This is a genomic window from Streptomyces lydicamycinicus (assembly GCF_000829715.2).
GTDB classification, from domain to species: Bacteria; Actinomycetota; Actinomycetes; order Streptomycetales; family Streptomycetaceae; genus Streptomyces; species Streptomyces lydicamycinicus.
The window spans coordinates 145,186-161,136 of the sequence record NZ_BBNO01000010.1; the positions used below are offsets into that span (position 1 = coordinate 145,186).

Annotated in this window: 18 protein-coding genes, 1 tRNA gene and 1 pseudogene; 10 read left to right on the forward strand and 10 right to left on the reverse strand. The window is 70.3% G+C overall.

Going from position 1 to position 15,951, the window contains the following annotated elements:
• The first annotated feature begins 41 nt into the window (after nucleotides 1-41).
• On the forward strand, nucleotides 42-1,013 hold the full coding sequence (locus tag TU31_RS31435; protein ID WP_042160921.1) for a 3-hydroxyacyl-CoA dehydrogenase NAD-binding domain-containing protein: 972 nt from the start codon (nucleotides 42-44) through the stop codon (nucleotides 1,011-1,013).
• The gene (locus tag TU31_RS31440) at nucleotides 1,010-1,486 is read left to right on the forward strand and encodes a thioesterase family protein (protein ID WP_042160923.1); all 477 of its coding nucleotides are present in this window, start codon (nucleotides 1,010-1,012) and stop codon (nucleotides 1,484-1,486) included. The genes TU31_RS31435 and TU31_RS31440 overlap by 4 nt, the downstream gene beginning before the upstream one ends.
• A 47-nt stretch (nucleotides 1,487-1,533) precedes the next feature.
• On the opposite strand, the gene TU31_RS31445 is transcribed toward TU31_RS31440, so the two are convergent.
• Entirely contained in the window at nucleotides 1,534-2,625 is a 1,092-nt protein-coding gene (locus TU31_RS31445; protein WP_042160924.1) for a hypothetical protein, read from the reverse strand.
• Nucleotides 2,626-3,175: 550 nt separating this feature from the next.
• Here TU31_RS31445 and TU31_RS38855 point away from each other — a divergent pair.
• Both TU31_RS38855 and TU31_RS31450 read left to right on the forward strand, forming a co-directional pair.
• A complete protein-coding gene (locus TU31_RS38855) occupies nucleotides 3,176-3,427 on the forward strand; it encodes a hypothetical protein (protein ID WP_158894811.1) in 252 nt (83 codons plus the stop codon).
• Nucleotides 3,428-3,449: 22 nt separating this feature from the next.
• Nucleotides 3,450-3,692 (forward strand): hypothetical protein, encoded by a 243-nt coding sequence (locus TU31_RS31450; RefSeq protein WP_042160926.1) that lies wholly within the window; start codon nucleotides 3,450-3,452, stop codon nucleotides 3,690-3,692.
• A gap of 40 nt (nucleotides 3,693-3,732) precedes the next feature.
• On the opposite strand, the gene TU31_RS38255 is transcribed toward TU31_RS31450, so the two are convergent.
• Nucleotides 3,733-3,981: a hypothetical protein gene (locus tag TU31_RS38255; RefSeq protein WP_219819238.1), complete on the reverse strand. Its 249-nt coding sequence runs from the start codon at nucleotides 3,979-3,981 to the stop codon at nucleotides 3,733-3,735.
• Between the two features lie 86 nt (nucleotides 3,982-4,067).
• Between TU31_RS38255 and TU31_RS31460 the strand changes: the two genes are divergently transcribed.
• Together TU31_RS31460 and TU31_RS40005 are read left to right on the forward strand one after the other, a co-directional pair.
• Complete coding sequence (locus tag TU31_RS31460; protein ID WP_042160930.1) at nucleotides 4,068-4,400, forward strand: DUF427 domain-containing protein; 333 nt, start codon at nucleotides 4,068-4,070, stop codon at nucleotides 4,398-4,400.
• Nucleotides 4,401-4,892: 492 nt separating this feature from the next.
• Nucleotides 4,893-5,369 (forward strand): annotated as a pseudogene (locus tag TU31_RS40005) (DUF309 domain-containing protein); the annotation flags it as partial.
• A 174-nt stretch (nucleotides 5,370-5,543) separates the two neighbouring features.
• Here TU31_RS40005 and TU31_RS31470 read toward each other — a convergent pair.
• The 5 genes from TU31_RS31470 to TU31_RS31490 all read right to left on the reverse strand — a co-directional run bounded on the left by TU31_RS31470 (nucleotide 5,544) and on the right by TU31_RS31490 (nucleotide 11,055).
• Complete coding sequence (locus tag TU31_RS31470) at nucleotides 5,544-6,704, reverse strand: D-alanyl-D-alanine carboxypeptidase family protein (protein WP_042160933.1); 1,161 nt, start codon at nucleotides 6,702-6,704, stop codon at nucleotides 5,544-5,546.
• A 209-nt stretch (nucleotides 6,705-6,913) separates the two neighbouring features.
• On the reverse strand, nucleotides 6,914-8,137 hold the full coding sequence (locus TU31_RS31475; RefSeq protein ID WP_042160935.1) for a cytochrome P450 family protein: 1,224 nt from the start codon (nucleotides 8,135-8,137) through the stop codon (nucleotides 6,914-6,916).
• Nucleotides 8,138-8,665: 528 nt separating this feature from the next.
• Nucleotides 8,666-9,886 (reverse strand): MAB_1171c family putative transporter, encoded by a 1,221-nt coding sequence (locus tag TU31_RS31480; RefSeq protein ID WP_042160938.1) that lies wholly within the window; start codon nucleotides 9,884-9,886, stop codon nucleotides 8,666-8,668.
• On the reverse strand, nucleotides 9,879-10,487 hold the full coding sequence (locus tag TU31_RS31485; RefSeq protein ID WP_245698946.1) for a hypothetical protein: 609 nt from the start codon (nucleotides 10,485-10,487) through the stop codon (nucleotides 9,879-9,881). Before TU31_RS31485 ends, TU31_RS31480 begins: the two co-directional genes overlap by 8 nt.
• A 79-nt stretch (nucleotides 10,488-10,566) precedes the next feature.
• Nucleotides 10,567-11,055 (reverse strand): helix-turn-helix domain-containing protein, encoded by a 489-nt coding sequence (locus TU31_RS31490; RefSeq protein ID WP_042160942.1) that lies wholly within the window; start codon nucleotides 11,053-11,055, stop codon nucleotides 10,567-10,569.
• A gap of 280 nt (nucleotides 11,056-11,335) precedes the next feature.
• Here TU31_RS31490 and TU31_RS31495 point away from each other — a divergent pair, with 280 nt between their 5' ends.
• A complete protein-coding gene (locus tag TU31_RS31495) occupies nucleotides 11,336-11,554 on the forward strand; it encodes a hypothetical protein (RefSeq protein ID WP_042160944.1) in 219 nt (72 codons plus the stop codon).
• A gap of 146 nt (nucleotides 11,555-11,700) precedes the next feature.
• Here TU31_RS31495 and TU31_RS31500 read toward each other — a convergent pair whose 3' ends face one another.
• Both TU31_RS31500 and TU31_RS31505 read right to left on the reverse strand, forming a co-directional pair.
• Nucleotides 11,701-12,345, reverse strand: coding sequence for a LysE family translocator (locus TU31_RS31500; protein ID WP_042160946.1), 645 nt, complete (start codon nucleotides 12,343-12,345; stop codon nucleotides 11,701-11,703).
• Between the two features lie 294 nt (nucleotides 12,346-12,639).
• Nucleotides 12,640-12,713, reverse strand: a tRNA-Pro gene (locus TU31_RS31505).
• 161 nt (nucleotides 12,714-12,874) lie between these two features.
• On the opposite strand from TU31_RS31505, the gene TU31_RS31510 reads away from it, so the two are divergent.
• From TU31_RS31510 to TU31_RS31520, 3 genes are all read left to right on the forward strand, one after another.
• Nucleotides 12,875-13,168 (forward strand): YiaA/YiaB family inner membrane protein, encoded by a 294-nt coding sequence (locus TU31_RS31510; protein WP_181018709.1) that lies wholly within the window; start codon nucleotides 12,875-12,877, stop codon nucleotides 13,166-13,168.
• An 84-nt stretch (nucleotides 13,169-13,252) separates the two neighbouring features.
• Nucleotides 13,253-13,996, forward strand: a complete 744-nt coding sequence (locus TU31_RS31515; RefSeq protein ID WP_370682778.1) for a thiamine pyrophosphate-binding protein — start codon at nucleotides 13,253-13,255, stop codon at nucleotides 13,994-13,996.
• Nucleotides 13,997-14,048: 52 nt separating this feature from the next.
• Nucleotides 14,049-14,957: a transketolase family protein gene (locus tag TU31_RS31520; RefSeq protein ID WP_042160949.1), complete on the forward strand. Its 909-nt coding sequence runs from the start codon at nucleotides 14,049-14,051 to the stop codon at nucleotides 14,955-14,957.
• Between the two features lie 51 nt (nucleotides 14,958-15,008).
• On the opposite strand, the gene TU31_RS31525 is transcribed toward TU31_RS31520, so the two are convergent.
• Entirely contained in the window at nucleotides 15,009-15,932 is a 924-nt protein-coding gene (locus tag TU31_RS31525; RefSeq protein WP_042160951.1) for an alpha/beta fold hydrolase, read from the reverse strand.
• Between the last annotated feature and the right edge of the window lie 19 nt (nucleotides 15,933-15,951).

The window sequence follows — 15,951 nt, forward strand, 5'->3', positions numbered from 1 at the left end:
TTTCCCGTCCCCTTCCTCCCGCCACCTGGAGCCGCTCCCTCATGCCGGAAACCACCCCTGCCCCCTGCGCCCCCGAGGACGTACGCCGCGTCGCCTGTATCGGCGCCGGAGTGATCGGCGGCGGCTGGGTAGCCCATTTCCTCGCCCGCGGCTACGACGTCACCGCCTGGGACCCGGCCGCGGACGCCGAGGACCGGCTGCGCCGCCTGGTGGCCGCCGCCTGGCCCGCGCTGGAACAGATAGGTCTGGCCGACGGCGCCTCGCAGGACCGGCTGACGCTCGCCCCCACCCTCGGCGAAGCGGTCGCCGAGGCCGACTTCGTCCAGGAAAGCGCCCCCGAGAAGCTGGAGTTGAAGCGCTCCCTGCTCGCCGAGCTGGCCGCCGCCACCCGGCCGGGCGTGGTCATCGCCTCCTCCACCTCGGGCTACCCGATGACCGATATGCAGACGGCGGCCGAGCACCCCGGCCGCCTCGTCGTCGGCCACCCCTTCAACCCGCCGTACCTCATCCCGCTGGTGGAAGTCGTCGGCGGCGAGCGGACGGACCCCGAGGCCGTCGCCTGGGCCTCCCGTTTCTACGACGTGGCGGGCAAATCCGTGATCACCATGGACCGCGAACTGCCCGGCTTCATCGCCAACCGCCTCCAGGAGGCACTCTGGCGCGAGGCGCTCCACATGGTCGCCAACGGCGAGGCCACGGTCGAGGACATCGACGCCTCGATCACCGAAGGGCCCGGCCTGCGCTGGGCGTTCATGGGCCCCTGCCTGACCTTCGCACTGGCCGGCGGGGAGGGCGGAATGGCCCATATGCTCGACCACTTCGGCCCGTCCCTGAAGTCGCCGTGGACCCGTCTGGAGGCGCCCGAGCTGGACCGTGCGCTGCGCGACGCCATGGTCGACGGCTGCCGGGAGGCCGCGGGCGACCGTACGTACGCGGATCTGGTCGCCGCGCGCGACCAGGGCGTCATCGACGTCCTCCGCGCCACGGGCCGGCTAGGGAGCACCCGCCGATGACCGTGACCGACAACACCACGGATGGCCTGCCCCTCTTCCGCCAAACGGTCCGGGACGAGTGGATCGACTACAACGGCCATCTCAGCGAGGCCTACTACGTCCTGATCTTCGGCTTCGCGACCGACGCCCTGATGGACGCGGCCGGCCTCGACGCCGCCTACCGGGAGCGCACCGGCTGCTCCCTGTACACGGTCGAGGCCCATGTCCGCTATCTCCGCGAGGTCGCCCGCGACAGTCAACTCACCGTCCGTACGACGGTGTTGGGCGTGGACGGCAAGAAGCTCCGACTGGTCCATGAGATGTTCGCCGGGAAACTCTCCGGCGAACCGGTGGCCACCGAGGAGCTGTTCGCCCTGCACATCGACCAGGCCACCGGACGCTCGGCCCCGATGCCCCCGACGGCCCGCGAGCGCCTCACCGGCCTCATCGCACCGGCGCCGGAGTGGGCGGGGCGCGGTATCCGCGAGGTGTGAGGCGGCGACGGCGCGCGGACGGGCGCGGCGGACGCGGGGGAACGTCTTCAGAGGGGACGGCCGATCTGGAGGTGTATGCCGTCATCGGGGGAGACAGAGTCTGCTGCCGTCTTCACCCTGAACTTGACCGTCTTGAAGGGTGCCGACTTACTGACGCGAAGGGTGCCGTTGCCGTCACTCGGTGGGCCATTGAACTGTTGGCCTATGACTACGGTCGTGCCCTGAAGCGTGAGACGCTCATCGCCGCTGACCTTGGTGACAGTCGTACCCGGCTCGGGAAACGTCATGATCGAGCCAAGTGAGGACAGGTCAAAGATAATGTCCTGGACCTCGGTTTCGAATTGGACGATGAACTCCTGCTCCTCGCGCCTGCTCCTGAGTTCCACGGCGTCCGACGCGGGCAGCGGCGGGGTGAACACGCTCGCCGTTCCGAAGTCGGTGTGCTCATTGTCGGTGTTCACTTGCCCCACCGACGGGGACGGCCCCGACGGCCCGGTGATCGTCACCTTACGGCCGCCCAGTCTCCCGGTGGCCATTCGGTCACTGTCGCGCGACGTCCAGTCAACGAACTCGAACCGCGTTGTCCTACCGATCTGGAGGTGTATGCCGTCATCGGGGGAGACAGAGTCTGCTGCCGTCTTCACCCTGAACTTGACCGTCTTGAAGGGTCCCGACTTACTGACGCGAACGGTGCCATTGCCGTCACTCGGTGGGCCATTGAACTGCTGGCCCGTCACCACGGTCGTGCCCTGAAGCGTGAGACGCTCATCGCCGCTGACCTTGGCGACAGTCGTACCCGGCTCGGGAAACGTCATGATCGAGCCAAGTGAGGACAGGTCAAAGATAATGTCCTGGACCTCGGTTTCGAATTGGACGATGAACTCCTGCTCCTCGCGCCTGCTCCTGAGTTCCACGGCGTCCGACGCGGGCAGCGGCGGGGTGAACACGCTCGCCGTTCCGAAGTCGGTGTGCTCATTGTCGGTGTTCACTTGCCCCACCGACGGGGACGGCCCCGACGGCCCGGTGATCGTCACCTTACGACCACCCAGTCTCCCCGTGGCCATTCGGTCACTGTCGCGCGACGTCCAGTCGACGGCTATGAGAGCTTCCGCTGCCATCACTTGCTGTTCGGTTGCCATATTCCGGCCCTCCCGACGATCTGGTTCATCTGAACCAGAGAGTTCGCCCTGGAGGCCCCAGGTATAGATGGACCCAAGACCGGTCTCACCAAGGCGCTTCGCCAACAGCCGCGCTCGCAACAGCCTCTCAAGGGGAGCGGTTTGTTGCTCCGGAGCCGAAGGAAAACCCGCTGTCGTGCGTCTCTCCCAGGCTAGCCGAAAAAGAAATTCGCGCCCCCTCGGGCATGCACCTCATGAGGGCGGTTCGTACCGCTCGACAACCTGCCAAAACCGGCTTCCTACGGCCGGCTTCCACATCATCAACACGTCGCGGTCCGAGCCCGTGCGTCAAGATGCAGACCAGAGACTCCGGACATACGGTCGTGGGTAAGGCGCTCAGGCCAGGTCTCTGTAGACGGCACCTTCGACAGCCGCTGCGGCCCATCAGGCACCGTGCCTGCACCACGACGCAGGCTCACAGTTCCCTCTTCCTGTCCTATGGTCAGCGCGCTTGGCCGAAGAGGCCACCAGGTGGTCCTGTCATGGCAGATCGTCACTTCCACACCCCGATATGTCCGGCCTGGCCCTGGGCCGGGCCGGACAAGCGAGCCTTTATAGATCGGGGCTGGTGCAGTTTCGCCCACAGATTTTCTTCCTGCGGCAAAGCAGCACAGTCAGCGACCTGAATCCTGAGTTCGCGGTGGCCTCGCACGACCACACCTTCATGGTTGATTCGTTCAGCCTTGTCGGCGGCGGCTTCGATGGAGAATCTCTGGTCGGAGGAGTCGGCATCCCGGACGGCACCCCGGGACCTGAGGAATGAGGGCCGTACACCAGGAGGAGACATGAGCCTGACCATGCTGGTGCAGAACATGGACGACTGGTGCGGGACACCCGCGCCCGGCCACCCGCCCCGCCCGCCGTGGCTGCGCGACATCCTCACTGCGGTGGTCATGGCCGAGCTCTCGGCCAACATGAACGGTGCTGACGAGCGCCGCTCCTTGTACCTCGCCGCCGCTCGCCTCTACGAAACCGCGGCCGAGAAAGTGGCTCTCAACCCCCAGCCGCTGCCCCCGTTGGAGGAGTAGGCCTCCTGGACGTTGTGTCACCGAAGTTGGTCACCGAAGGTCAGGGCGCCGCGAGCGACTGTCGTTTTATTTGGTGAGGCGACGGTGGCTCGTGGGCTGTGGCTATGCCGACGAAGGCGAGGAAGTGGTCGGCTTCGCGCTCGTGGCGGCGGTGGAGTCGGCGGCCGCCGGCGAGCCGGGAAACGGTCCGCTCGACGGCCCAGCGGTGGCGGCCGAGCCGCTGCGAGGACGACACGGTGGAGCCGGCCCAGGCCCGGTCTCGGCTCCACTGGCCGAAACGTCGGGCCATCTCAGCCCCGCCCCGTCCCGCTCCCTCCCGGTGCGATGCTGGACCGGGAGGGAGCCGCCTCCCCCGCCCACCGAAGGGAAGTGACCATGAGCACCACCCGAGGCCACCGCATCGACGTCGAAGAAGGGACCGACCACGTCCGCGTCGAGATCGGCGGACAGCTGATCGCCGAGAGCCGACGCCCGCTGCTGCTCTCCGAGACCGGCTATCCGGTGCGCTACTACCTCCCTCCCGAGGACGTACGCACCGAGCTGCTCGCCCCGTCCGCGACGCATACCGTCTGCCCCTTCAAGGGCACAGCCTCCTACTGGTCGCTCGCCGGCGGTCCGGAGGACATCGTCTGGGCCTACCCCGAGCCACATCCCGAAGTCGCCCGGATCAAGGACCATTTCTGCTTCTACGAGGTCGAGTTGGTCTGAGTCGTGGCACCCCGGCGCCCCCACCCGGGGGGAATAGGAAAGAAACCTAACAATGGCCGCGCGCCCGCCAATACGGCAACGCACCCGCCCCCCGGCGACGCCGACCCGCCCACACGGCGCACAATCGAAACCGTGAATGACGCGGACAGCCCCCACGAGCAGCCCCTCCCGTCCCGCCCGTCCGGCCCGTACCGGGCGGTCGACGAAGGCGGTGATCCGGCCTGCTGGCTGGACCAGGTGTGTGACGCCTGCGGCCGGATCAGAGAACGGCCCGGCAGTGCGGTCTGCGAGCACTGTGGGGCCGGGGCGGAAACAGGCGGCGAGGGCACGGGCGACGGCACCGGCTCCGGCTCCGGCTCCGGCTCCGGCTCCGGCTCCGGCGGGGAGGAAAGCAGCGGCGGGGCGGGCGGGGGCGGGACCGGGGCGCCGGGCGCATCCCCGGCCCCGACCCCGACCGGGAATCGCGGCGGGCCCGACCCCGCCGGGCCGCGCCGCCGGGACCGTGACGAGGAAGGGCGGGCCCGTAGCGCCCGCCCGCGTGACGGGCTCGGCCGGCCGCTGCCGTACGGCTCCCCCGGCGTGGCCCGGCAGCCCGAGGGCGTGCCCCGGACGCCCGCGCAGTCGCTGACCGAGGCACAGCAGCTGCTCGACGGCGGGATGCCGTTCCACGCCCATGAGGTCCTGGAGGACGCCTGGAAGACGGCGCCGGAGTCGGAGCGCGAACTGTGGCGGGGGCTCGCCCAGCTCGCGGTGGGTCTCACCCATGCGGCACGTGGCAACACCGTGGGCGGAACGGCGCTGCTCGACCGGGGCGCGAGGGCGATCGCACCGTATGCGGACACGGCCCCCTACGGGATCGACATCGCGGGACTCATGGCCTGGGCCCAGGAACTGACCGGACGGCTGACCGGCTCCGGATCCGTACCGGCGGCGGAGACCGCGCCCCGGCTGCGGCGACAGGAGACATGACCGAAAAGCGCCGCACGGGGGTCCAGGGTCGGCCCGACCCACCGGAGACCCCTAGGTCACGCCCCTAGGTGCCGCACTCATGCTCCCCAGGGGACCGAGAGCGCCGGGCTCCGCCGGGACGCGCGGAGCCGTCGTCGCTGTCGTACCCCACCACGGGCCACCGCCCCGGCGGGCCTACGCGGTCCCTCCCCTCCGGCCACTGCGGTTGCGGGCCTGCCGCCATCGAGCGAGCAGGGGGCCCAAGCCGAGTGCCGCGACGCCGGCGCCGCCCACCCCGAGGACGAGGGTGGTGCGCCAGGGGGCGCCGCCGCGGGCTTCCGCTCCGGTGACCTCGGCAGCCACCGGGCGCATCGGGCCGGCGGCGTCATCGGCGGCGCGAACGGCGTGCAGGGTGCCCACCGGCTGGGCCGTACCGGCGGTGCGGAAGCCCCAGTCCAGCAGGGCAGCGGCTTCCTTGTAGACGCCGTTGTACTCCTGCGACTGGGGGTTCAGGACGGTGACCAGGAGGGTGCGGCCGTTCCGGCGCGCGGCGGCGATCAGGGTGTTGCCGGCCTTGCTGGTGTAGCCGTTCTTGACGCCGATGATGCCGGGGTAACGGGGCATCCCGTGCGAGCCGGCCAGCAGACGGTTGGTGTTCTCGATCTGTGTGGCGCCGCCCGCGCCGGGGAACGTGGCGCGGGTGGTGGCGCAGTAGCGGGCGAAGTCCTCGTTGGCGAGCCCGGCGCGGGCGAAGACGGTCAGATCGTGGGCGGAGGACACCTGACCGGGCGCGTCATAGCCGTCCGGGGACTTGACGGTGGTGTCGCGTGCGCCGAGCTTCCGGGCGGTCTCCTGCATCTCCTCCGCCGTGGTCCGCCAGCCGCCGTTCATCGAGGCCAGCACATGCACCGCGTCGTTGCCGGAGCGCAGGAAGACCCCGCGCCAGAGGTCGCCGACGGTGTAGCGGCGGCCCTGCCGGACGCCGACGACACTGCTGCCGGCCCCGACCCCCGCGAGGTCGGCGGAGCTGACCCGGCGTACCGTGCCCGCCGAGAACTTCGGCAGGACGGTGACCGCGAACAGCGTCTTGAGGGTGCTTGCCGGGGCGAGCTTGCGGTGCGGGCTCTTCGCGGCCAGCACATTGCCGGTGTCCGCGTCCGCCACCATCCAGGACAGCGCGCTCAGGCCGCTGGGCAGCCGCGCCGTGCCGGGGTCGGTGGGCGCCTGTACCCCGGCGGCGGGCTGACGGGCCGTCGCCCCGTTGGCCGCGGCCGGTATGGATGTGAGCGAGACACCGGCGACGGCGATCAGCGCCACCGCACCGGCCTTCCTGGACACACGCGCGTCAATTGCCATGCCGTCACGCTAAGAAGCGGTGCCGCGGACCGCAGCGCGGTTGAGCCAGTCGGCTCAGGGCCGCGCCGAAGCACCGGGTGTGTCGCAACTGCAACAGGTGCAAAGAAGGACCCGCCCGGTGCGACGGGGGATGCACACCGGGCGGGTCTCAGGAACCTTTCTACCGCATGAGCGAACGGTTATGCCTCAAAAACTTGTTCGTTTGCCGATTACCAGGTGACGGGCAGCGAAATCAGGCCACGCGCCCGCAGCGCCCGACGATGCCGCAAATCACCACGCGGGATGGCCAGTCGCAGCTCCGGGAAGCGGCCGAGGAGCGCATCGAGCGCGGTGACGGCTTCCAGCCGGGCCAGCGGAGCACCGAGACAGTGATGGATGCCGTGCCCCATTCCGAGGTGCCCGGAGAGGTCCCGGCCGCGGTCCAGCGCGTCCGGTTCAGGGAAACGCGCGGGGTCGCGGTTCGCGGACGCGATCGACAGCAGCACGCTCTCCCCGGCCGGGATCCGTACGCCGCCGATCTCCATGTCCTCCATGGGGAAGCGACGGATCGCCACCGGATACGGGTTGTCGAAGCGGAGGAACTCCTCCACAGCCGTCGGCAGTTCGGCCGGATTGCGTTGCAACTGCCGGAGCTGGTCCGGGTGATCGAGCAGGGCGAGCACCGCATTGCCGATGAGATGGGCCGTGCTCTCGTATCCGGCGAAGAGAATGAGGAAGGCGAGCGAGGTCAGTTCGTCCTCGGTGAGCCGGTCGTCCTGCTCGCCGGGGGCCGCCTCGTCGCGCACCGCGATCAGATCCGAGAGCAAGTCGTCGCCCGGTTCCGCGCGCTTGGCCGCGATCAGTCCGGTGTAGAACTTCAGCATCGCCCCGATCGCCTCCTTCATCAGCTCCGGCCGGCTCGGGTCCGGGGTGATGAGGGCGTCCGACCAGGCCAGGAAATCGGGGCGGTCACGGTGCGGAATGCCCAGCAGATCGCAGATCACGGCGATCGACAGCGGCCCGGCGTAGTCGGCGATCAGCTCCGCGCGGCCGCGATCCGCCATCGCGTCCAGCAGTTCGTCGGCGACCCGCCGTGCGGGCGCGCGCAGCGCCTCGACCCGGCCCGTGGTGAAGCCCTTGACCACCAGCCGGCGCACCCTGGTGTGGTCCGGTGGGTCCATGTTCAGCAGATTCGCATCCAGCGCGGGCGGCAGGGCGAAACCGCGGTAGCCGTTGGGTGTGGCATGCCGCTTGTCCAGGGAGAGCCGGGGGTCGGCGAGGGCGCGGCGGACGTCGTCGTAGCGGGTCACCAGCCAGGCGGGGTTCCCGTCGGCTCCGGTGATCCGGTGCACCGGGCCGGCGTCCCGCAGCGCGGCGTAGGCGGCGTACGGATCGTCGAGGAGGGGCGTCATGTCGATGGGGGCGTCGGGGCCGGTCTCGGCGGTGTTCTGCATAGGCCCGACCCTAGGGGTGTCCGCAAAGTCCCGCCTGACTCGCGACGCCTGGCGGGACTTTGCGGACACCCCTAGGGCTTGACCCGCGATGATCTCCTGAGAGCTGTGAACACCGTTGGCCGGTAAGCCTGTTCGGCTATCCGGCGAGGGCGAGGTCGTGCAGTCGGGCGATGCCGTTCATGGCGTGTTCCGTGGATCGCGCAGTAGCTGCCGGACTCCGCGAACAGGCCGGTAACCGAGCGCGTTGGCGGCGGCAGTCGAGTCGTACACCCGGTCCAGGCGATCGGGCACTGGCCACCCCCGGTCGCGGAATGCCTGGAAGACGTCCGGAACCCGTTCCGCGAGCACCGCCCCCGCATCGCGGGAAAGGGCGAGGCAGTCCTCTCGGTGAAATGGGTGCGGCCCGGAGAGCCGACAAGCCAACCGCTGCAAGGCCCCGAGGCGGCACCGGTCTCATGGGCCGGTGCCGCCGGGGTGGTACGGGCGGCCCGGACCCCCGTGCCGGGCCACCCCGTCTGTGGTGCTTCCTCAGCCGTGCGCCACCGAGCTCCGCTGGCGCAGTTCGGTGAGCACGGTGTCGATCAGCGGCGAGTGGTAGACATCCGCGACCAGCGCCAAGTGCTCGTATTCCGCGGCGAGTTCGGCCGGGTCCGCGCCGTTGGTGACCACCACGCTGTCGGCGCCGTGGTCGGGGACATGGCCCACCGCGCGGTTCTCCAGGCCCCGGCGGAGCGCGGCGGCCTCCGCGACGGCGGCCAGCTGCCGGTCGTCGAGAGCGACCGCCCGGGCCCGCTCGCGGGCGATGTCGACGGCGTCGGACTCCACATGACGGCGGATACCGCGCTGTACGTCCCGGATCTCGGCCATCTGACGGTTGGCCCGCCACTCCAGGTCGGCGAACGGCCAGCGTACGGACCAGGCCGGGGAGCCCATCGTGACCTCGGGGGTCTGCGCGGTGACGGTCCTCCAGAGCGGGGAGAGCCGGCGCAGCCGGCGCCAGGCGGCGACCCGGGGACCGGCCGCGGGCAGTGCGAATCCGGCGAGGACCATCAGCGCCGCGACCGAGGCGCTCAACGGGGCCACCCCGTTGGAGAGCCACGGTGCGGGGTGGCCCGTCCAGGACAGGACGAAGCCGATGACCTTGCAGGCGCAGTAGACCAGGCCGAGCCAGCAGCCCGCGGCCAGCACCCGCAGACCGCGCGCCAGGTGGGTGCCGCCGAGCTGTGCGGCGTAGCGGGGGCAGAGCGTCCCCAGGGCCGCCGAGCTCAGTCCGAAAATGGCCAGATACAGCACCAGGAACAGCATGACTCCCGGGGAGTCGGTGTAGGCGGTGCTGAAGTCGCGGGGGTGCTCGATGGCGTCCGGCCGGCCGACCGCGAAGCCGGTGATCGCCACCGCCCACAGCGCGGCCACACTGCCGACCGCGACGCGCGCCCTGCGCCGGACACGGGCCCGCGCCTGCGCGCCCTCGCCCGCCGTCCAGCGCAGCAGCAGCACCAGGGCACCGGCGGCGAACATCACGACGGAGGAGTAGAGGAAGACCATGGCGAGGTTGGCCACGCCCGTGAGCCGGTCGAAGGCGCGGTAGACGCTGGGTGCGGAGAAGAGGAAGACCGTCGCCACCCCGCCGGTCATCACACAGGCCAGCCCCAGGTCCGCGTTGCTGCGGTCCCGGAACCACGCGACGGACTTGTAGCCGACGATCGCCCAGGCGGCGACACCGAACGACAGATAGATGACGTCAAACACGCGGGCCCCCGTCCTGCGGCGCGCCCGCTCCCGCGCCGTCGGTCCGCTCGTCCCCGGCCGGGGTCTCCTGCCGCCGGATGTGCTGGAGCGCGGGTCCGAGCGCCGCCGCCAGCTCGGCCGCCTGCCCCTCCAGGGGCAGGGCACGTTCGGCCGCGGACGGCGCCACCCGCTCCATCAGGAGCGTGCCGAGCACTTCGGTCTCCCGCTCGGCGAGGTTGTCATAGCCGTGATGCCGGGCGAAGCCCATGGTCAGGCCCATCCGGCGCATGGCGGTGGCAACATCGACGGACGGTGTCCACAGCTTCAGCGCGTCCTCGGTGACCGCCGGATCCTGGCCGTGCCCCAGCAGGAGGTGGCTCAGCTCGTGCAGCACGATGTGCGCCTGGTGCCACGGTGAGGTCTTGAGCTCGTAGAAGACCCAGTAGCCGTCATCGGTGACGGCCGTCATCCCGGAGACCACCCCGCCCAGGCTCATCGGCACCAGATGGACGGGCCGCGCCACCCGCGCGGCGACGATGTCGCACATTCCGCGCAGATCGGTTGTGGCCGGCAGCGCCAGCTCCTTGATGAGCCGCTTGCACCGCCTGCGTATCTGCCCCACTCGCATGCTCGTCCCGTCCTCGTCTCCGACCCGCTGCCAGGAAGAGAAGATCTGGCCGCGCTCAGCGGTCCGCACCGGTTCACTCACCGCGCCGCTCACCGCCCTGCTCCGGCGGATCGGCCGGCAGATTCATCTGCTGCCGGAACTGGGAGATGATCGTCGTCAGGCTGTCCTGCACCTCCGGCGGCAGCCCGACGGAGCGCAGCGCGATCGCGCGCACCCGCTGGTCCCGCATCGCGGCCAGGAAGCGGACCTCTTCCTCCACCCGCGCGGCCTGCGGCTGCGAGAGGTCCCCCAGCAGATAACCGACCGGTACGGCAAAGAACTTGGCCAGCGCGCGCAGCAGCTCCGGGCTCGGGTTCGTACGCCTGCCGTTGCGCAGCATCGACAGATACTGCTCGGTGACCTTGACCCCGCCGTACTCCTCCGCTCCCCCGCTGATCTCCTCGGCCACAAAAGCGTTGGTGTACGGGGCCCCCGGCGGATGCATGTTGGCGAAGAGATGGTTCAGCCGTTCCGCGAGCACACTGCCCGCCCCCTGGGACCGGCTGTCTCCCCCCACGTTCATGTCTACCGTCCCCCGTCGATTGAGCCCAACGAACAGTTAAGACTCCGTCACCTCGCGTTCATCCTGACACGCCGGGAACGCGGTGCACCAGTCCACTTACGGACAGTAGGGATCGCCGGACTTAACCGGGAGTTGAGTGACGAAGGGCGCAGGTCGTACGGAGCGTCACGCGCAGCACGCCGGCCTGACTCGCCCCTCGCCCAACCCCGCCCGTCCACTCCCCTGTTGGCCGCGACTCGCCGCCCGACCACTAAGCTGCCAGGCCATGACGGTGACGAACATGCGCCAAGGAACGTGCCCTGCCTGTGGTTCAGAAGAGGTCTACAGCCTGAAGGCGATCAAGAGGCAGTTCATGGTGGAGCTCGGCTACTGGGGGGTCGAGGACATTCCGAGCAAGGTGCTGGTTTGCGTGGAGTGCGGCCGCTGCGAGCGATACCTCCAGCTCACGGACAAGCACAAGAAGAAGATCAGGGACGAGGCGCCACGCGTACAGGGGTGAAAGCCGGCCCCGGCCTTCGAACAGGACAGGGCGCGAGGGCCGGCGGACGCGCGGCACAGTGACCACCCGGCGGCGCGCTGCCGGATACCTGCGCACGTGGCCTGCCCCGGCGGGAGCGCCGCATGCCGGGGCGCTGCCGACAGCCCTTAGTCGGCGCGGCCCGTCGCCGCCACCGTCACGCCCAGCCCGATCATCGCGAAGCCGCCCGCCCCGCCGACCATCGACAGGCGACGGTCCGAGCGGGCGAACCAGGAACGGGCCGCCGAGGCACCCAGGCCCCACAGGGTGTCCGTGATCAGGCCGATGGCGACCGGGACCAGGCCCAACACCATCATCTGGACGGGGACGTGGCCCGCCGCGTGGTCCACGAACTGTGGCAGCACCGCCGCGAAGAAGACGATGCCCTTCGGGTTGGTGACGCCCACGAAAATCCCGTCCAGGATCGTGCGCAGATCGCCACGCCGCTCACTCGCCGGGGCCTCCATGGCCGCCGCACGCATCTCTTTGCGGTGCCGGAACGCCTGCACTCCCAGATAGACGAGGTAGGCCGCGCCGGCCATCTTCACGCCCATGAACACTGCCGCTGAGCTCTCCACCAGCGCGCCGAGGCCCCACGCCACAGCGATCACCAGGACGTACGAACCCACCAGGTTGCCGAGGACCGTCGCGAGCGCCGTGCGGCGGCCGTGGGCAAGGGCTCTGCCGATCACGAACAGCACGCTCGGCCCCGGAATCACGATCACCAGTAGCGACATCGCCGCGAACGCGAGAATGCTCTCCGTGGACACCATGTGTCCGCCACCTCCTGAAATGCGTTCCAGGGGCTCATACAAACAGATGGCGGGCCGTCCGCTCCAGGCTCATCCACATACCGATATCGCCAGGCACCGGCCGCTCCCCGGGCCCGCTGATGCCCGAAGCGGCGCAGGACGTCATGAGACTCGGCGAGCCCCAACTTGATTGGCACGCACGGCATTTGAACAGGGACGGGGCCGATACGGAGCACTCCCGCTCCGCGCCCCAAGCGCTCCCGAACGCACAGAAGGGGCCATTCGAAGAAATGGCCCCTACCTGCGCTTGCACCGTCGGGACGACAGGATTTGAACCTGCGACCCCTTGACCCCCAGTCAAGTGCGCTACCAAGCTGCGCCACGTCCCGGTGCCCGATGCGGCCGGGTTGTCCCGGCTGACCGCGCACGAGAACAATACCGCATGTCAGAGGGTGGGGGCTGCCACTTTCGCGCCTCGCGGCGGGGCGGCCGGTGCGAGATGAGTAGCTGTACTCATGCGCCGGTGTCACCGTGCCGCCACGCTACGCGCATGACTACTCCATCGATTCAGCGGCCGACGACCACGGCCTTCTTCGTGCAGGCCGCGATCTCCTTCGGACTGTCGCTGGTGGCCCTGGCGATCGGGATCATCAAGCTGCCGGTGGGGCCGTGGGAGCGCGGATTTCTCGCTCTCGGCCTGATTTTCGTGGTGTCGTCGGCGTTCACGCTGGCGAAGTGCGTGCGCGACCGCCAGGAGGTCGAGGAGGTGACGAACCGGGTGGACAAGGCCCGGATCGACAAGCTCCTCATCGAGCAGGACGTCTTCAAGCCGGGGCAGGTCTGACCCCGGTGACCGCGGGCCGTGGATCTCCCGGCCCGCGGACCCACGCTTGACCTCAAGCGCGCTTGAGGTTGCACGCTCTGTCGTATGACACATCTGACGACACCCCCTGTGGCGGGCGCCCCGGCAGGGCCCGCTCCGCACGGCGACCGCATCGGTTTCGCCGAACTGCCGGACCTGATGAGCCTGATGACGGGCGATGAGAAGCACGGGCCGGCCGCCACCTCCACGCTCGACGCCCTCTGGGTCCTCTACGACCGGGTGCTGCGGGTCTCCCCCGGCACCGTCGCGGACCCGGACCGGGACCGTTTTCTGCTCTCCAAGGGCCATGGCCCGATGGCCTACTACGCGGTGCTGGCCGCCAAGGGCTTCTTCCCCACCGAGTGGCTGCCGGGCTTCGGCTCGTACGACTCACCGCTCGGCCACCACCCCGACCGGATGCTGGTGCCCGGCGCCGAGATCGGCAGCGGATCGCTGGGCCACGGGCTGCCGCTGGCCGTCGGCACCGCCCTCGGTCTGCGGGCGCAGGGCCGGCCCGGACCGGCCGTATGGGTGCTGATCGGCGACGCCGAACTGGACGAGGGCAGCAATCACGAGGCCCTGGCCTACGCGGCCGCCGCGGGCCTGGACCGGCTGCACACCCTGGTCATCGACAACGCCTCCGCCACGCATGGGTGGCGCGGCGGGGTCGCCTCCCGCTTCGAGGCCGCGGGGTGGTCCGCGGCCACCGTGGACGGCCGCGACCACGAGGCGCTGTACGCGGCCTTCAGCGCGCCGCATCCGGGCCGTCCGCATGCGGTGATCGCCCGTGTCGAGCCCAAGGGCGCCTGAGCGGCCGCCCCGTCTTCCCGTATACGACCAAGACTTCGAGAGGGTTTCAGTGATGGACACCATGCGTGAGCGCTTCACCTCGGTCACCTCGCGGATGCTGGCGGAGGACCCGCGGCTGGCACTCGTCCTCGCCGACATCGGGGCGGCCGGCTTCGCCGAAGCGGAACAACGACATCCGGACCGGGTGGTGAACGTCGGCATCCGCGAGCAGTTGCTGATCGGTGTGGGCGGCGGGCTGGCGCTCACCGGGCTCCGCCCGATCATGCACACCTTCGCCAGCTTTCTGGTGGAGCGCCCCTTCGAGCAGCTGAAGCTGGACCTCGGCCACCAGGGCGTGGGCGGCGTGCTGGTGAGCGCCGGGGCCTCCTACGACTGGCCGAGCGGCGGATTCACCCATATGGCACCCGGCGATGTCGCGCTGCTGGACACGCTCGACGGCTGGACCGTGCATGTTCCCGGGCACCCCGACGAGGCCGAGACCCTGCTGCGGCAGGCCGCGGCGGCCGGTGACGACAAGGTCTATGTCCGGCTGTCCCTGCAGACCAACGCCGCGCCCCGGGCGGTGGACGGGGCCCGCTTCCGGACCGTGCGGGAGGGGCGCGGCGGGGTGGTGATCGCCGTCGGCCCGATGCTGGACAACGTGCTCGCCGCGACCGAGGGGCTGCCGTTGACCGTGCTCTACGCCACGACCGTGCGGCCCTTCGACGCCGCCACGCTGCGCGCCGCGGCCGGGGCCGCCGGCACCTCGGATGTGGTGATCGTGGAGCCGTATCTCGCGGGGACCTCGACGCGGCCGGCGGCCGAGGCGCTGGAGGACCGGCCGCACCGGCTGCTGGGGCTCGGCGTCGGCCGCCAGGAGCTGCGCCGCTACGGGCAGCTCGACGAGCACCTGGCGGCACACGGCCTCGATCCGCGCGGTCTGCGCGAGCGGATCACCGGGTTCATGACGGGACGGGCCTGACCGGCCCAAGGGGTGCGGGGCGCGGGGTCCCGGCGCAGGGGGCCTGCCGGCTCAGATGCGCTTGTCGAGCCAGGCCAGCAGATCGTCCTGGACCTCCTCGCGGTTGGTCTCGTTGAGGATCTCGTGACGGGCGTCCGGATAGGCCTTCCAGGTCAGATCGCGGGTGCCGACATAGCGGAAGTCCTCCAGCAGTTCATGCACCAGGGTCATCCCCTGGTGGCAGGGGTCCAGCTCGCCCACGGCGACATGGACGGGCAGACCGCGGGGCACACGGGCGAGGTTCCCCGGGTCGTTGATCTTGCGGATGGCGCGTACCCAGTCGGCGGCGAGACCGGCGGAGAAGGGGAAGCCGCAGTCCTCGTCGGCGACATAGGCATCCACCTCGGCGGCGTCGCGGGAGAGCCATTCGTAACCGGTGCGGTGGGTGAAGGCGTCATTGAACGAGCTGAAGGTGCGCGGGATGAAGGCGGACAGGGCGCCGCGGCCGCGCTCGGCGATCTCCTCCTCCAGTCCGGTGACGGCACCGTCGATGTCCAGGCCGGGCAGGGTGCGGAAGGTGCCGGTGAGGATCAGCCCGGCGAGGTCGGCGCCGTACTCCTGGGCATAGTCGCGGGCCAGCATCGCGCCCATGCTGTGGCCGAGCAGCACCAGCGGGAGGCCGGGGTGGGCGGCGGCCGCGTGATCGCCGATGCCCTTGAGGTCGCTGACGATCGCCCGCCAGGCGTCCTCACCGACCACCCCGCGGCCGCCGGTGGCGGCGGCGGTGGCCCCGTGGCCGCGGTGGTCGGAGGCGATGACGGCATAGCCGTGGCCGGACAGAAAGCGCGCGAAGCGGTCGTAGCGCCGGCCGTGTTCCGCGGCGCCGTGCGCGATCTGGACGAGGGCACGCGGGTGGCCGGACTCCGGGAGCCAGGTGTAGGTGGCGATCCGGGCGCCGTCCGGAGCCTGGTGGAAGTCCTGCTGCATGGCCTGCATGGCGTCGTCTCCTGACTGC

Excerpts from the sequence above, each read along its gene's own strand:
- TU31_RS31435 (WP_042160921.1), top strand. The coding sequence starts at position 42 with ATGCCGGAAACCACCCCTGCCCCCTGCGCCCCCGAGGACGTACGCCGC.
- TU31_RS31440 (WP_042160923.1), top strand. The coding sequence starts at position 1,010 with ATGACCGTGACCGACAACACCACGGATGGCCTGCCCCTCTTCCGCCAA.
- TU31_RS31445 (WP_042160924.1), bottom strand. The coding sequence starts at position 2,625 with ATGGCAACCGAACAGCAAGTGATGGCAGCGGAAGCTCTCATAGCCGTC.
- TU31_RS38855 (WP_158894811.1), top strand. The coding sequence starts at position 3,176 with ATGTCCGGCCTGGCCCTGGGCCGGGCCGGACAAGCGAGCCTTTATAGA.
- TU31_RS31450 (WP_042160926.1), top strand. The coding sequence starts at position 3,450 with ATGAGCCTGACCATGCTGGTGCAGAACATGGACGACTGGTGCGGGACA.
- TU31_RS38255 (WP_219819238.1), bottom strand. The coding sequence starts at position 3,981 with ATGGCCCGACGTTTCGGCCAGTGGAGCCGAGACCGGGCCTGGGCCGGC.
- TU31_RS31460 (WP_042160930.1), top strand. The coding sequence starts at position 4,068 with ATGAGCACCACCCGAGGCCACCGCATCGACGTCGAAGAAGGGACCGAC.
- TU31_RS31470 (WP_042160933.1), bottom strand. The coding sequence starts at position 6,704 with ATGGCAATTGACGCGCGTGTGTCCAGGAAGGCCGGTGCGGTGGCGCTG.
- TU31_RS31475 (WP_042160935.1), bottom strand. The coding sequence starts at position 8,137 with ATGCAGAACACCGCCGAGACCGGCCCCGACGCCCCCATCGACATGACG.
- TU31_RS31490 (WP_042160942.1), bottom strand. The coding sequence starts at position 11,055 with ATGAACGTGGGGGGAGACAGCCGGTCCCAGGGGGCGGGCAGTGTGCTC.
- TU31_RS31495 (WP_042160944.1), top strand. The coding sequence starts at position 11,336 with ATGCGCCAAGGAACGTGCCCTGCCTGTGGTTCAGAAGAGGTCTACAGC.
- TU31_RS31500 (WP_042160946.1), bottom strand. The coding sequence starts at position 12,345 with ATGGTGTCCACGGAGAGCATTCTCGCGTTCGCGGCGATGTCGCTACTG.
- TU31_RS31510 (WP_181018709.1), top strand. The coding sequence starts at position 12,875 with ATGACTACTCCATCGATTCAGCGGCCGACGACCACGGCCTTCTTCGTG.
- TU31_RS31515 (WP_370682778.1), top strand. The coding sequence starts at position 13,253 with ATGACACATCTGACGACACCCCCTGTGGCGGGCGCCCCGGCAGGGCCC.
- TU31_RS31520 (WP_042160949.1), top strand. The coding sequence starts at position 14,049 with ATGGACACCATGCGTGAGCGCTTCACCTCGGTCACCTCGCGGATGCTG.
- TU31_RS31525 (WP_042160951.1), bottom strand. The coding sequence starts at position 15,932 with ATGCAGGCCATGCAGCAGGACTTCCACCAGGCTCCGGACGGCGCCCGG.